This window comes from Atribacterota bacterium (assembly GCA_028703475.1).
Classification (GTDB): Bacteria; Atribacterota; Phoenicimicrobiia; order Phoenicimicrobiales; family Stramentimicrobiaceae; genus JAQVMU01.
Map to the genome: position 1 here is coordinate 1 of JAQVMU010000008.1, position 15,071 is coordinate 15,071.

Here is a 15,071-nt window from a genome sequence, read left to right on the forward strand (position 1 = left end):
ATCTTTGTCCTGGAGGGTTTGATTTCCTGATATAACTATAATTTCATCCTGCTCTAATCCTTGTGAAATCTCAACCTGATTGCCCTGACTAATACCGGTTACTACTGATCTCTGTTCTGCAATATCTTTGTCTATTACAAACACATAAACACCATTCCTTTTTCTGACTAAGGCACTGCTTGGGATTATAATGGTATCTATTTTCTTTTCAATTGTAATATTAGCTCTGGAAAAAACACCAGGGGGTATTTCTATATTATTAGTGTTAATTATATTTATTTTAATCTCCATAGTTTTTGTTGACGGGTCTACCATTACACCTTTGAACATTACTTCTCCCAAAAAAATATCTTTTGGAAAAGCATCAATAAGTACTTCCGCCTCCTGACCAATATTAACAGAGCCAACATCCTTTTCAGATATCCCTGTTACTACATACAGTTCACTGGTATCAACTATTACCAGTAGAGGCATAGCAGAGGAAACCAGCTCCCCTGTTTTAGCATTGATAGATGTGACTCTTCCACCTATAGGAGCCCTGACAATTGTATTGTTTAATTGAGATTGAACTAATTCCAGAGCGGACTGAGCCTGCCTGACCTGGGCTTCCACTGTTTTAATGTCCTGCTGGGAAGCACCTTCCATGACTAATTTGTAGCTTTCATTGGCAGATTGATATTGGGCTTCAGCAATTTCAAATTGGTTTTTTGCCTGCTCAAATTGCTGTTCTGCAACAGCACCTTCAGAAAATAATTTTTCCATGCGTTGGTAATTTTCTCTTGCACTATCTAAATTTATTTTGGTCTGGCGAACTGCAGCCTCAGCCTGGCTAATCTCTTGTGGCCTTGCTCCGGCTTTGACTTTTTCCAGAGAAGCCTGGGCAGAATCATAGGCAGCCCTGGCCTGGGCAACCTGTAAACGGATTTGCTCATCATCCAGGCGCATCAGTATATCATCTTTTTGCACAATATCACCTTCTTTAACAATCATTTCTTTTACCTGTCCTGCACTCTTAGGATAAACCCTTACCGTCTGCTTAGGTTCTATAGTTCCTGAAACTGTTAAAAAAGATTTAATATCACCTTTTTGTACTTTAGCTGTCTGTACCGGAACAATTCTTTCCTGTTGTTCTGGCTGGGTCGATGTGATGGGAGTTTGTTCTTCTTCTCCTACCTGGTTAAACTTTCCTGCCATATAAAATCCGATAATTGCAACTACTATTATTAAAACAACAAAAAAAAGAATCATTCTTTTACTTTTCATCACTAATCATTTCTCCTCATACATCTATATTTAATTAATTTAAAATAGGTCTCAAACCATTCTTATTTATTAAAAAATTTGATAACTAATTATTATATAACACCCATTAAGCCCATTGCTTTAATTAAGGAAGCACGATTTGTATTATATTCATATAGGGCATTTAATTTATTTGTTTCTGCTTCAATTAATGCACTTTGTGCATCAATAACTTCTGTATTGGTAGCGATCCCCTCATTATATTTTACCTGAGCAATTCGGAAGCTTTCCTGTGAATCCCCAATACCCTGATCTGTTATCTTGATTAATTTCTCGGCTTCTTTCATTCTCAGGTAAGCAGATCGTATTTCCAATTCCAGCATTTGCTCGATCTGTATTCTACTTTGGTCAACCTGTGAGAGATTTAACTCTGCTTGTTTTATTTTTGCAGTATTAACTCCACCATCAAAAATCGGCACTTCTCCCATTACTGCAACTTGCCACCCTGCTAACCCTGACTCTAAATTCATCACTATCTGAGGTTTCTTGTTACTTTTAGCAATATCTACCATATTTTCCATAATAATTCTCTGCTGGCTGATATTTTTTACTTCAGGTCTGTTTAGTATAGCCGCTTCCATTGCTTCATTCAGGGTTATCTCACATGGTTCATAGATAAGATTATTCTGAAGTTCAACCATGGTTGACAAGTCAATTCCCATTATAGAATTGAGATTATAAATTGCTAATTCATAACCGTTTTCAGCCCGTATCAAGTTATGCTCCAGGTTAGAAAGCTGTGATTTTATACGGTTTAAATCAATAGGTGCTATCATTCCTTCTTTTAATAAGGCTTCAGAGGTTTCCAGATGGGAATTAATCTGGGTTAATGCCTGTTCACTTACCTTAACAAGGCCAGCCGCCTTTAATGCACCATAATAAGCCTGGGTAGTCTGAAAAATAACTTCCTGTTTCTTCTGTTCCAAATCATTAATAGCAATCGATTGGTTTGCTTCTGCCTGGGAAATATATGATTCAATCTTACCACCACTATATAATACCTTTGAAACACTTAATGAGACAGTTGGAACTCCCACTCCGGTAGAATAGAGATAACTGAAATCACCTTCCATGATACTTTCAGGGTCAGGCGCTTCATTCATTCTGACGTACCCGGCTTTTAACCTGACATTGATTTTTTTGGCTCCCTCTGCTTCTTCTATCTGGGCTTCTTTTACCTCAACAGAACTCTGGGAAATCTTATAACCCAGATTTTCCTGCAGGGCAATCTGTATGCATTCCTCCAGACTTAAAGCAAGTTTATCCGAGGCAAAAGAGCTAATTGAAAAAAGAAAAAACAAAAATGTTATAAAAAAAATACATGAAATAGGAATAGCTTTACTTTTATCCCTAAAAACACCAGCAAACATCTTCATATTTATCCCTCCTTAACAAAACTTTAAAAATATAGAATCAAGACTATTTATCATCCTGAGAAAAATAGCTTTCCTTTTCTTTCTTTTTCATATTTTTCCATACTAATAATGCTTCTTCCGGTGTATTTACCTTTACATCACCAAAGACATGAGGATGTCTTCGGATAAATTTTTCTTTAGCACCGGTCAATACCTGCTGATAATCAAACAAACCTGCTTCCCGGGCTATCTGTATTTCCATTAAAACATCCATCAACAAATCTCCTAATTCTTCACATAGATTGGAATAATCTTCTTTTTCAACCGCCTCTTGAACTTCCTGTGCCTCTTCAATAATATTAGGAATCATGGAATCCAGAGTCTGTTTTTTATCCCATTGACAGCCTTGCGGTCCTCTGAGTTTTGTTATTATAGATATTAATTCTGAAAAAAGTTCCCTTTCCTTTTCATACATTTACAAATATATACCCACTTTCTTAAATTACGTTCACATGAAAAATGCATACAATAAAATTATTTTATGTATTTCTCCTAATTATATTATTAAAAAATAAAAACAGCCTAAAGAAAATCTTAAATTTTTATAAAAATAGATTTAAATAATTTTTAAATAATTTAATCTACTTTTTGAACTATAAATCAATATATTATATTGTTTTTTAATTTTGAATATGCTTATTGTCCAATGGTAAATGGATAGACTCAGGTTGTTCCAATTAACTTCAGAGTATCATTCTAAATTTTAAAAAAGTATAATACTTTGATGTAATTACTCTTTTATCTATTACTTCAAAATGATTATAACATTTATGTCAATTAATTAGACCCGGTAATCATCTTTTCTAAAAATTGGTTAGCCTTAAATAAAATATTGTTTTGAGTGCTTTCATTACCAGTATCTGACAGTAATTTTAATTCAATATTTGAACCTCTTTTATAATGTTTTATTGAAGGATTGTTAATAGCATTTATTTCCTTTATTTTTTTATGCACAGGAGAATCAGATTTATATCTTAAACTAAAATAGGCAGGAGTTATTTTTGCCTGGGTAACTCCAAGTTTTTTAAGTTTTAACTTCAAGTTAATAATATCAATCAGATTTTTTACTTCTTTCGGATAGGGGCCATAAATATCCTGCAAACTTGCACTAAAATCGTGAAGTTCTTTTATTGATTTTATCTGGCTTAATCTTTGGTAATATGCGACCCTATTTTCTGTATTCGGAATATATTGCTCAGGAATATGGCTTTCTAATTTTACAATTATTTCGGTTTCTTTTTCTTCAGTCTTTTCCTTTCCTGAATCAAGCTGCTTTAGTTCATCAATGCTGTCTTCCAGAAGTTGACAATAAAAATTAAAGCCAACTTCACTAACAAATCCATGTTGCTCTTTCCCTAATAAGTTTCCTGCTCCTCTTATTTCCAGATCTCTCATTGCTAATCTAAAACCTGAACCTAAATCACTGAATTCTCTTATTGCCTCCAAACGCTTTTTGGCATTGTCAGTTAATATACCTTTTGAAGGATATAACAAATAAGCAAAAGCTCTTCTGTCAGCCCTCCCCACACGTCCACGCAGTTGATACAGTTGAGACAATCCAAATTTGTGAGCATCATCTATAATAATAGTATTTACATTCGGAATATCCAGACCAATTTCAATAATAGTGGTGCATACTAAAATATCATATTTTTTATTCATAAAATCTATCATGATTTTCTCTAATTGTTCTTCAGGCATCTGTCCATGGGCAATAACAATTCTGGCTTCCGGAATAATAGCACGTAATTGAGAGGCCACATAATCAATGTTTTCGACACGATTATAAACATAATAAACCTGCCCGCCTCTCTTTATTTCTCTTCTAACAGCCTCCTCAATTATATTATCTGTTTTTTCCCTGAGATAAGTCACAATTGGCAATCGCAGTTCAGGAGGGGTATTTATGAGGCTCATTTCCCTGACTCCAATTAGAGAAAAATACAGGGTTCTAGGAATCGGAGTTGCCGTTAAGGTAAGAGAATCAACCTGTTCCTTGATTTTTTTTACCCTCTCCTTATGTATAACACCAAATCGTTGTTCTTCATCTACTATTAATAATCCTAAATCTTTAAATATGATATCTTTCTGAACAAGGCGATGAGTACCAATTACAATATCTACTTTACCCTGCTCTAAATCAGCAATAATATTTTGCTGTTCTTTTTTGGATTTAAATCTGGAAAGCATCTCAATTCTAACCGGAAATGGTTTTATTCTTTCACTGAAATTTTCCCAGTGCTGTTGTGCCAAAATTGTTGTAGGTGCCAATATTGCTACCTGTTTACCATCCATGACCGCTTTGAATGCTGCCCTTATGGCAATTTCTGTTTTACCATATCCTACATCTCCACAAATCAACCTTTCCATGGGATTAGCGGATTCCATATCTCTTTTGACATCCAATAATGCCTTATGCTGGTCAGGAGTTTCTTCAAAAGGAAAAGCCATTTCTAATTCCTGCTGCCAGACAGAATCAGTTGTGAATGAAAAACCATTGATACTTTTTCGATTTTTATATAGTTCAAACAATTCCCTGGCTATTTTCTGAATAGATTCTCTGACCTTCTTTTTCACTCTCTTCCAGGAGCTTCCCCCCAGCCGGTACAATCTTGGAGCATGTTCACCGACTCCAATATATTTATGAATTAAATTCAGTTTATCAACCGGTACGTAAAGCTCATCATCTTCAGCATATTTTACCAGTATATAGTCCTGGCTTATGCCTTCTCTTTTTTTTGAATAAATACCTGCATATTGCCCGATACCATGCTCAATATGTACAACATAATCACCCGGTTTAAGCTCATCCAACTGGTGAAAGGGTTTCCCCTGATATTTACTTGTTCGATAGGACCTGTCTCTTTCTCTGCCGAATATTTCTTTATCAGTGACCACAATAAGCTGCAAAGAAGGTATAGAGAATCCATAATTCACCTGTCCATAGCTCAGACAAATATTATCCGGGCTAATTTCTGCTTCAACTAAAGGGATTATCTGGAAATTATGGATATTACGGTCAGAAAATATCTCTGCCATTCTCTTTGCCCTTCCATTATTGCTGGTCAATACTAAAATATTTTTCTTTTCCTTTTGCCATTGTTTTAAATCTTCAAAAAATAAATCCAGTTTTCCATAATAATTTCTGGCTAAGCTGGAATTAATTTCATAATCTTCACTACTGGCTGGAAATCCATTCTTTTTTCTGCTTTCATATAGATATCTGGATTCCAATATAATGGTACTCTTTTTTTGTTGTATCAAGTCTTTTAACTGAGCCCAGTTTAAAAAATAATAATCAGGAGTGAGAATATTTTGGATTCCGGCTTGCATTTTTCTTTGGTATATATCCCGGCATTCTTTCTCATACTCTATTGCTGTTTTTTTAAACTCTTCCAATTCTTGTATAATAATTTTAGTATCGCGGGGTAAATAATCAAAAAAAGATGCTACCTGATCAGTTTTGTTATTTACAAAATCTCCTATTTCACTTTGGGGTAAAATAAATATTTCATTTATTTTTTTTACGGATCGCTGGGATTCTAAATCAAAGAGACGAATTGTTTCAATTTGCTCTCCATATAATTCAATCCTGATAGGTTTTTCCTCCGAATATGGAAAAATGTCAATAATACCCCCTCTGTGACTAAACTGACCAGGGTATTCTATTATATCTGCAACCTGATATCCCTGGTTAACAATGCAGGTTAAAAATTCTTCCGGATTTAATTGTCCTTGAACTTCTAATTTTTTGTATTGTTTTTTAAATTCCTTTACAGATACCATCCTGGAAAATACAGCTTTATAATCACTGACAATTACCAAGGGGTTAAAATGATTACAGGCATCCCGGGGATTATTATTCTGTGATAAAGCCAACATGGACAATACTTTCATCCTTTGCTCTATTATATGTTTATCAGGTTTTATGTCTTCATATGGTAAGACTTCAAAAGAAGGAAAAATGTAAATATTTTTGTTTTCTTTTAAATTAGAAAAACCTATAATATCCTGAAAAAAATGTAGAGCACTTTCCTTATTTTCAGTAAGAATAAGAAGAGGTGCAATTGCTTTTGATTTATTTATCAGTGATGAAATCAAAAAAGAATTTGCACTTCCCTGCAATCCTTTTATCCTTAGATTACTTTTTTCTTTATTGCTTATATGCTGTAACAACTGCTTAAAAGCAGCGCTATTATCCCATATTTTTTTTAATTTCATTTCTTCACACTCTGAAAGGAAAAGGCTTTGAATTAATTCAAAGCCTGATGATTTTTTACATTATTATTTTTTTATCAATATTAAGCCATACCTTTACCTGGATGACTATATTATAAATATGCAGTTATTATTGAGCAAGTATCCCGGCTAATTCATACATAGATTTTTGAAGTTGATTTTTTTTAGAGAGGGCTTCAGCAATGGTTATTGTTTTTATTTTGTTACCTATTAAGCCAATCATATGATGGTCTTTGTTTTTCAATAACTGTTCTATAGCAGCTGCACCCAGGCGACTGGCCAGTATTCTGTCAAAGGCGGATGGAAAACCACCTCTCTGCAGATATCCTAATACAGTTACTCTCATTTCAAATCCTATATTATCTTCCATAAGTTTTCCAATCTTGTATACATCTCCTGCCCCTTCTGCTACCATAACTATGCAGTGTGTTTTCCCTCTTTGATATCCCTGTTTTAATTTATTGCTAACATCCTCCAGGTTAACGGGAAACTCTGGTACAATGATAAACTCAACACCACCGGCAATACCGCTCATAAGGGCAAGATAACCGCAATTCCTCCCCATAACTTCAATAATAAACGCCCGACGATGAGAAGATGCTGTATCCTTTATTTTATCTATAGCTGTTATAACTGTATTCAAAGCGGTATCTACTCCGATACACATGTCCGTACCGTAGAGATCATTATCAATGGTCGCTGGAATGCATATTACAGGAAATCCCTCTATATTATAAAGATCCAGGGCACCTGCCATGGAACCGTCTCCACCTATAACTACCAGTACATCAATCCTGTTTTCCCTTAAAATTTTCGCACCCTTGGAAATTCCGGCTTTTGTCTTAAAATCTTCGCTTCTGGAAGTCATCAGCAATGTGCCACCATGCTGCATAATTCCACCTACACTTTTCACGTTTAGTGGAATTAATTTATCATCTAATAACCCCTGATAACCATTGTGAATTCCAATTACATCAAGATTGTTGTAAATTCCAGTACGGACAACTGCCCTGATAGCTGCATTCATTCCCGGAGAATCCCCACCGCTGGTTAGAACGGCGATCCTTTTAATCATTTTACCGCCTCATTAAAAGTAAGCTTCTTTCTACTTTAACGTAACTATCTTCAATCCTGGTCAGAAGTGCTTCCTTCTGACCTATTATATATACTCATAGCATAGTCACATCCATTATTCAGTATATCTTCTAATGCTTGAACCGAACGATTAATCACATTTTTTAGGATTTCTTCCTCTTCAGGTAAAAAACGGGACAAGACAAAAGAAGGCTGATCTAAATGTTTCATCAATAATTCATTTTTTATTCCAATCCTTAAACGGGGAAATTCCTCTGTTTTTAAGGATTGAATTATAGATTCAACTCCACGATGTCCACCGGAACTGCCTTTTTTACGAATTCTTATATTGCCTAAAGACAAATGAATGTCATCATATACAATCAATAATTTCTCCGGTGTTATCCCATAATAACTAACAATTTTTTCTACTGACCTTCCACTGAGGTTCATATATGTCTGAGGTTTAGAAAATATTATCTTTTTACTGTTGAAATATTGCTCTAAATATTGGGAAAAAAAACCTTTTTTCCATTTTAATTCTAAGCTTATTTTTTTAACAATAAAGGCTTCCAGAATTCGAAACCCGATATTATGCCTGGAATATTCATATTGCTTACCCGGATTCCCAAGTCCGACAATTAAATCCACTTCAGTACAACCTCAGTATTATTCAGTTTTAATTTATTACTATTATTCTTTTTCTTTCTTTTCAGTTTTGTCTTCACCCTTTGCATCTTTGCCGGCATCTTCCGGTTTAGGCTTGGCCTTAGCTTTGGCTTCAGTGGTAACTTCTTCTTCGACTTCCTCTTCTTCAGGAGCCTCTTCTTCTCTTGTCGGGGCAACTACTGATGCGATAGTACGATCAATATCTGTCAATAATTTTACTCCTTTGGGCAGCTCAATATCCTCTAATGTTATAACATCATTAAAACCTAATTGACTGATATCAATAGTAATTGATTCTGGAGCATCGGCAGGAAGGCACTCTACTTCAATTTCTCGTAAAGAAATATCCAGTATTCCACCTTCTTTGATTCCTTTCGGTTCCCCTTCTAAAACTAAAGATACTTGCAGGGTAACCTTCTCTTTCATTGTAACACCATAAAAATCAAAATGATTTATTCTCTTTTCTAATGAATCATACTGAAAGTCTTTTAAAACTGCAATACGTGTTGTACTCTTATCTTCATCTTTCTTTATCTGCAAATCAATAATTCCACGTGCATGCTTTTTGTCAGCTAAAAATTGCTGTAATGTTTTTTCAGGTACCTTTAGCAATAGGTTATTCTTGTCACGGGGAGAATAAAGAACTCCAGGAACATATCCTGACTTTCTTAATTCTTTACTTCCTTCTTTCCCTGTTTTTTCTCTGGTTTCCACCAGTAACGTTTTTCGTTTCATATTCGGCTTCCCTCCGCCTCTTTCATTTTTCTTTTATATTATATTCTATGATAATAAATCTTTTATTATTATTCATTTGATAAATTTTATATTAGTCTATTCTTATGTATCGTTATTTTTTCTGTTATTATAAAGATACAAATACAGCTTTAATCATAAATTATAGAATTAACGGAATAGTGCACTTATGGACATATTCCCATGAATTCGCTTTATTGATTCTGCAAAAAGCTTTGCTACAGATAAAGATTTAATACAGGGTAATTGTTTTTCCTCAGCAATAGGAATAGTATTTGTCACTACTACTTCTTTAAACAACCCTGCTTTCCAGTTTTTCTCTAATCTTTCTCTGGCAGGACCTGCAAAAACTGGATGTGTGGCACAAATATATACTTCCTTCGCTCCGGCATCACTTAAAGCTTTGCTACTTTTTACAATAGAACCAGCTGTATCAATCATATCATCTATTATAATAGCAGTTTTGTTCTTCACATTTCCAACAATATGCATTATTTCCACATTTGTATCGGATTGTCTATATTTATCAATAATTGCAATGGGTTTTGACAGTCGTCCGGCAAAACTTCTTGCCCTTGCAGTTCCACCGACATCCGGTGATACCACTACTACTTTTGATAGATTCTTTTCCCTGAAATAATCAGCCAAAAGAGGAGCTGCTTCTAAATGATCAAGAGGAATATCAAAGAATCCCTGTATTTGACCGGCATGCAAATCCATTGTCAAGACCCGATCAGCACCTGCCTGTACCAATAAATTTGCTATCAGCTTTGCAGTTATTGGCTCTCTAGGGCGAGTCTTTCTGTCCTGTCGTGCATAACTGTAATATGGTATAACAGCAGTTATTCTTTCAGTAGATGCCCTGTGCAGTGCATCAATCATAACCAGTAATTCCATAATATTTTCATGAACCGGATGACAGGTTGGTTGTATTACAAATACATCACTTCCTCTAACATTCTCATCAATTTGAACATGAAATTCACCATCAGGGAATCTTGATACTTGTGCTTTCCCAAGTTCAATACCTAAATGTGATGCAATTTCTTCTGCCAATAAGGGATTGGCATTCCCAGAAAAAACTTGTAATTCTCTTTGTGAATAAACAATCAAGTTTTTGCCTCCTTGTATATTATAACATAAACTCATTCAGTATTTTTCTTTTTGCTTTTCTTTTCTACCCAACCTGGGATGTTTTTCTGTTTCGCCCTTGCAATTCCCAAACTTCTTTCCGGAACATTAGTAGTAATTGTAGAACCGGCAGCAGTATAAGAATCTTTTTCTATTGTTACAGGTGCAACAAGTGAGTTGTTGCTTCCAATAAATACTCCGTCTTTAATAGTTGTTGGATTTTTATTTTTTCCATCATAATTACAGGTAATAGTACCAGCTCCGATATTCACTTTTTTACCTAATTTTGCATCTCCAATATAGGTTAAATGTCCAACCTTGCTGCCATTATCAATAAATGATTTTTTTACCTCAACATAGTTTCCTATCCTTACCTCATCGCCAATAATAGTGCCGGGTCTGATGTGTGTATAAGGCCCTACATTGGTTCTAATACCAATTTTACTTTTCTCAACAACAGAAGAATAGATGCTTGTTTCCTGACCAATACTGGAATTGACAATATGAGAATATGGGCCAATGTGGCAATTACTACCAATTACAGACCCTTCAGTGATGATTGTAAATGGATAAATAACCGTATCCTGACCAATTTGTACACTTTTTTCTATATAAGTATTATTCTCATCAACAATAGTAACGCCATTTAACATATGCTCGGTTGCATTTCTCTTATATAAAATTCGGGATATACTTGAAAGATCCAATCTGGTATTAACCCCTAATATCTCTTCTTTGTCCTGAACTGTAACTGTAGAAACTGTATTGCCATTTTTTAATAATATTTTAATGACATCGGTTAAATAATATTCTTTTTGACTATTATCATTTTTAACCAGCTTCAACATTGAAAATAATTTCTCAGAATCAAAACAATATATACCTGCATTTACTTCATTTACCTGTTCCTGGTTTGCTGCTAAATCACGTTGTTCAACAATTTTGGTAAATATGCCTTTTGTGTCTCTAATAATTCGTCCATATCCTGCGGGATTGTCTAAAAAAGCAGTTAATACGGTACAATTTGAGTTACATTTTGTATGGGAATCGATTAAGTCTTTAATAGTTGAACTTCTTAATAGTGGAACATCAGTATATAATATCAAAATTGTACCTGAAAAACCTGTCAAACAAGATTCTGCCTGTTGAATAGCATGGGCAGTTCCTAACTGCTCTTCTTGCAGGGCAAATGTGACTGATGGATCAATATTACCAACTTCTTCTTTTATCTTGTCTGCTTTATTACCGATAACCACAATTTTTTTTTCTATCCCCAAAGACTTGAGTAGTTCAAGTGAATAGGAAATCATGGAATTGCCAGCTACTTTGTGTAGAGCTTTGGGAAGGGAAGATTTCATTCGTGTACCCTTGCCAGCTGCCAGTATAATAGATGCAATAGATTTCATAGTATTATCCTATCAAAACATTTTTTGAGAAAATCATAAAAATAGGCTGAGGTAAAAGCTATATTATTTTGGTTTTTCTATAAAAATAAAAAGAAATAAATCCAATTTAATGAGACAATGGCTGGGGTGGGAGGATTCGAACCTCCGAATGAGGGATCCAAATTCCCTTGCCTTGCCGCTTGGCCACACCCCATCTACATATCGGAAACATTTAAATATTTATTCTCAATATTAAATCATTAGAGTCAGGAGAAAACTTTAATATTTTTAAAATAAATTAATAATTCTCCTGACTCTTCATCTTTAACAACTAATTATTATATTATAGACAAACAAATTCAAATTTCAAGTAATAAAGTATTTTTTATTCTTTTTCTTCTATATCATCCAAGTCAACAGAAATATCTTCGGCATCTTCCTGTGTATCCTGAGAAGAACTACTGCTTGCAGGTTGGTCTTCCCCTTCTGTCGCCTGAAATTCTTTTAACACTGCATTTTGAATCATCTCTCTAATTTCAGTGTTAATAGGATGGGCTATGTCTTTATGATTTCCATTAGGAAGCAGTTTGCTTGGCATTGCTACGAACATACCCTTTCTTCCGTCAATTATTCTTAAATCATGAACAACAAATGAATCGTCAAAAGTGATAGACACATAAGCCCTCAATTTTCCGTCAGTCTGAATTCTTCTTATTCTTACATCTGTAACTTGCACTTACTTACACCGCCTTTTTGTTTTTTTACTTTTAGTTTAGCTATTTTCTAGCAAATAAATTTCCGATAATACTCAAAACACTTTTACCTGACCTTTTAAAATATTTTTCTCTTTTCTCCCTTCGAAAAACCACCTTCCAGTATTACATGCTTTTTTGTACCTCCTATTATATCCCAAATTAGTATTGAAAAAAATAAACACAGCAAAAAGTTACCTGCTGTGCTGAGGAGTACCTATATAGTTCAATTTATAATTGTCTTTGTCTTTGAGCATATAATGTAATCTGTGCCTTCATAAAGCTATTTATTATTTTGTATATTATTTTATAAGGTTTGTCAAATTTTATCATGCAAATTAGCAGTTTGTCAAAAAAAAATAAAACAGTATTAAGTATGTATTCATATAGTATAGAATAAAATGCAATAATAACTTCAAATAATAAGAGAATTAATATTATACATATACCCTATACTATATATTTATATATTACATTTGGTCAGTGAAACCAATGAATTATTTTAAGATTTATATTCGCAAAATCTTTATTTCATACTACATACCTGGTACTATTTCATTATTTTTTTTATTGCTGAAGTTAAACAGGCAAATTTTTGTAAATTAAAAGTTTCACCTCGCTCATTTTTTTCTATTTTTAATTCCTGTAAAGATTTCTCTAACTGATTCTTGTCAATTTTATCTCCAAAGTATAAGTTTAAAGCATTAGTAAGTTTTTTCCTTCTGTGTTGAAACACTGCATGTAATAAATCAAAAAAAAGACTCTCATCTTCTACATATACTGCTGGTTTATCAAAAAAATTAATTCTAATAATCATAGAATTCACTTCCGGTTGGGGATAAAAAACATCAGGCTTTACCAGATGAACTTTTTCTATGCTGGCATAATACTGGGAAATAATAGAAAGCAATCCGTAATTTTTATTACCAGGTTTTGCCATCATGCGTTCAGCAACTTCTTTTTGTACCATTACAACAGCCATTTTTAAAAGATAATGCATTTCCATTATTTTTTTTAATAAAGGAAGGGAGATTGCATAAGGTAAATTTCCGGTTATTTTATTTAATAGAAATCCTTCTGATTTTTTTTCTTTCAGAAAACCTGCTAAATCAAAATCTAATATATCCTCATAAAAGATTGTAACTTTCTCATTATCTTCTGGAAACAGATGATTTAAGATTGGTTTGAGTCTAAGATCCTTCTCGATGGAAAAAACATTTTTAGCTGAAGACATTAATTCCTTTGTCAGTATGCCCATACCGGTACCAATTTCAAAAATTATATCATTATCCTTTAAAGATAGTGCTTTAACAATTATTTTGGTTATATTGCTGTCTATCAGAAAATTTTGCCCTAACTTTTTCTTAGGGTAAAACTGGTATTCTGACATGAGTGAGGCTAATCTTTTTGGACTGTCGGGAAACTGATAAATGGGATTCATATAATTTACCTGCAACAGCAATGGAGCCGGTGATCTGAGTTGAACAGACAACCTACGGATTACGATTCCGTTGCTCTGCCAATTGAGCTACACCGGCACCTTTTTAAATAATGGTAGGCGGAACAGGACTTGAACCTGTGACCCCCTACATGTGAAGCAGGTGCTCTGCCAACTGAGCTATCCGCCCATTACCAAATAAAAAAAAGGTGCCTCCAAGGGGATTTGAACCCCTGTCGCCGCCGTGAAAGGGCGGTGTCCTGAACCCCTAGACGATGGAGGCATAATACCTGGTAGGCCGTGCAGGCCTCGAACCTGCGACCCTCTGATTAAGAGTCAGATGCTCTGCCAACTGAGCTAACGGCCCGCAACAATGGCATATTTTATTATTCTTTTTCAATTGCCTTACAATGTTACTATATTTTGACTAATGTGTCAATAAAAATGAATACAGGAAATTTCAACTTTTTTTATTTTTATTTAAATAATCAATGGAAAAAGTCAGCAGATTTGGAGTAATCAAAGTCGTAACCATAATCATGGCAATCACTGTTGAAGCAATATCAGGAGTGATAACATTATACTTCAACCCGATATTCGCCAAAACTAATGCTACTTCTGCCCTGGGAACTGTTGCAATTCCTACAGCCAGAGACTCCTGAAAATTAAAACCACAAATTAATGCCCCTGCACCACAACCAATTATCTTGCCAAAAATTGCCACAATTATAAATAACAGGGCAAAAAAGCCCATTGTGAAAAAGGTATTTAAGTTAAACTGCATGCCCATGGTAACAAAAAATATGGGAATAAAAAAAGAATGTCCTATTAGTGAAACACTTTCAAAAGCCTCTTTTGATAGCCTGGTTTGTCCCAAAACCAACCCGGCCATAAATGTACCGGTAATCAGGGA

The 15,071-nt window shown here is 34.3% G+C and carries 12 protein-coding genes and 5 tRNA genes; all 17 read right to left on the reverse strand.

Annotated features, from left to right (window positions below; genetic code table 11):
- On the reverse strand, nucleotides 1-1,263 hold a 1,263-nt coding region (locus PHQ99_01910), incomplete at its 3' end, for an efflux RND transporter periplasmic adaptor subunit (GenBank protein MDD4288336.1).
- A 92-nt stretch (nucleotides 1,264-1,355) separates the two neighbouring features.
- Nucleotides 1,356-2,678 carry a TolC family protein gene (locus PHQ99_01915; GenBank protein MDD4288337.1) on the reverse strand — a complete coding sequence of 441 codons (1,323 nt, stop codon included), beginning with the start codon at nucleotides 2,676-2,678 and terminating at the stop codon, nucleotides 1,356-1,358.
- A 43-nt stretch (nucleotides 2,679-2,721) separates the two neighbouring features.
- Nucleotides 2,722-3,132: a MazG nucleotide pyrophosphohydrolase domain-containing protein gene (locus PHQ99_01920; protein MDD4288338.1), complete on the reverse strand. Its 411-nt coding sequence runs from the start codon at nucleotides 3,130-3,132 to the stop codon at nucleotides 2,722-2,724.
- A 362-nt stretch (nucleotides 3,133-3,494) separates the two neighbouring features.
- A complete protein-coding gene (gene mfd, locus PHQ99_01925; protein ID MDD4288339.1) occupies nucleotides 3,495-6,938 on the reverse strand; it encodes a transcription-repair coupling factor in 3,444 nt (1,147 codons plus the stop codon).
- 127 nt (nucleotides 6,939-7,065) lie between these two features.
- The gene (pfkA, locus tag PHQ99_01930) at nucleotides 7,066-8,031 is read right to left on the reverse strand and encodes a 6-phosphofructokinase (protein ID MDD4288340.1); all 966 of its coding nucleotides are present in this window, start codon (nucleotides 8,029-8,031) and stop codon (nucleotides 7,066-7,068) included.
- A 50-nt stretch (nucleotides 8,032-8,081) separates the two neighbouring features.
- Nucleotides 8,082-8,681: an aminoacyl-tRNA hydrolase gene (pth, locus tag PHQ99_01935; protein MDD4288341.1), complete on the reverse strand. Its 600-nt coding sequence runs from the start codon at nucleotides 8,679-8,681 to the stop codon at nucleotides 8,082-8,084.
- 42 nt (nucleotides 8,682-8,723) lie between these two features.
- Entirely contained in the window at nucleotides 8,724-9,434 is a 711-nt protein-coding gene (locus PHQ99_01940) for a 50S ribosomal protein L25 (protein MDD4288342.1), read from the reverse strand.
- A gap of 168 nt (nucleotides 9,435-9,602) precedes the next feature.
- Complete coding sequence (locus tag PHQ99_01945; protein MDD4288343.1) at nucleotides 9,603-10,562, reverse strand: ribose-phosphate pyrophosphokinase; 960 nt, start codon at nucleotides 10,560-10,562, stop codon at nucleotides 9,603-9,605.
- 35 nt (nucleotides 10,563-10,597) lie between these two features.
- A complete protein-coding gene (gene glmU / locus PHQ99_01950; protein ID MDD4288344.1) occupies nucleotides 10,598-11,989 on the reverse strand; it encodes a bifunctional UDP-N-acetylglucosamine diphosphorylase/glucosamine-1-phosphate N-acetyltransferase GlmU in 1,392 nt (463 codons plus the stop codon).
- Nucleotides 11,990-12,107: 118 nt separating this feature from the next.
- Nucleotides 12,108-12,182 (reverse strand) — tRNA-Gln (locus PHQ99_01955).
- Between the two features lie 171 nt (nucleotides 12,183-12,353).
- The gene (spoVG, locus tag PHQ99_01960; protein MDD4288345.1) at nucleotides 12,354-12,704 is read right to left on the reverse strand and encodes a septation regulator SpoVG; all 351 of its coding nucleotides are present in this window, start codon (nucleotides 12,702-12,704) and stop codon (nucleotides 12,354-12,356) included.
- Between the two features lie 566 nt (nucleotides 12,705-13,270).
- On the reverse strand, nucleotides 13,271-14,161 hold the full coding sequence (gene rsmA / locus PHQ99_01965) for a 16S rRNA (adenine(1518)-N(6)/adenine(1519)-N(6))-dimethyltransferase RsmA (protein ID MDD4288346.1): 891 nt from the start codon (nucleotides 14,159-14,161) through the stop codon (nucleotides 13,271-13,273).
- A 21-nt stretch (nucleotides 14,162-14,182) separates the two neighbouring features.
- Nucleotides 14,183-14,258 (reverse strand) — tRNA-Thr (locus PHQ99_01970).
- A gap of 14 nt (nucleotides 14,259-14,272) precedes the next feature.
- Nucleotides 14,273-14,348 (reverse strand) — tRNA-Val (locus tag PHQ99_01975).
- Between the two features lie 20 nt (nucleotides 14,349-14,368).
- Nucleotides 14,369-14,441: transfer RNA gene (locus tag PHQ99_01980), tRNA-Glu, on the reverse strand.
- Between the two features lie 8 nt (nucleotides 14,442-14,449).
- Nucleotides 14,450-14,525: transfer RNA gene (locus PHQ99_01985), tRNA-Lys, on the reverse strand.
- Nucleotides 14,526-14,618: 93 nt separating this feature from the next.
- Nucleotides 14,619-15,071: cation:proton antiporter (locus PHQ99_01990; GenBank protein ID MDD4288347.1), on the reverse strand; the 453-nt coding region annotated here is incomplete at its 5' end.

Bases quoted from the DNA above. Each gene is read 5' to 3' on its own strand.
- PHQ99_01915 (MDD4288337.1), bottom strand. From the start codon at position 2,678: ATGAAGATGTTTGCTGGTGTTTTTAGGGATAAAAGTAAAGCTATTCCT.
- PHQ99_01920 (MDD4288338.1), bottom strand. From the start codon at position 3,132: ATGTATGAAAAGGAAAGGGAACTTTTTTCAGAATTAATATCTATAATA.
- mfd (MDD4288339.1), bottom strand. From the start codon at position 6,938: ATGAAATTAAAAAAAATATGGGATAATAGCGCTGCTTTTAAGCAGTTG.
- pfkA (MDD4288340.1), bottom strand. From the start codon at position 8,031: ATGATTAAAAGGATCGCCGTTCTAACCAGCGGTGGGGATTCTCCGGGA.
- PHQ99_01940 (MDD4288342.1), bottom strand. From the start codon at position 9,434: ATGAAACGAAAAACGTTACTGGTGGAAACCAGAGAAAAAACAGGGAAA.
- glmU (MDD4288344.1), bottom strand. From the start codon at position 11,989: ATGAAATCTATTGCATCTATTATACTGGCAGCTGGCAAGGGTACACGA.
- rsmA (MDD4288346.1), bottom strand. From the start codon at position 14,161: ATGAATCCCATTTATCAGTTTCCCGACAGTCCAAAAAGATTAGCCTCA.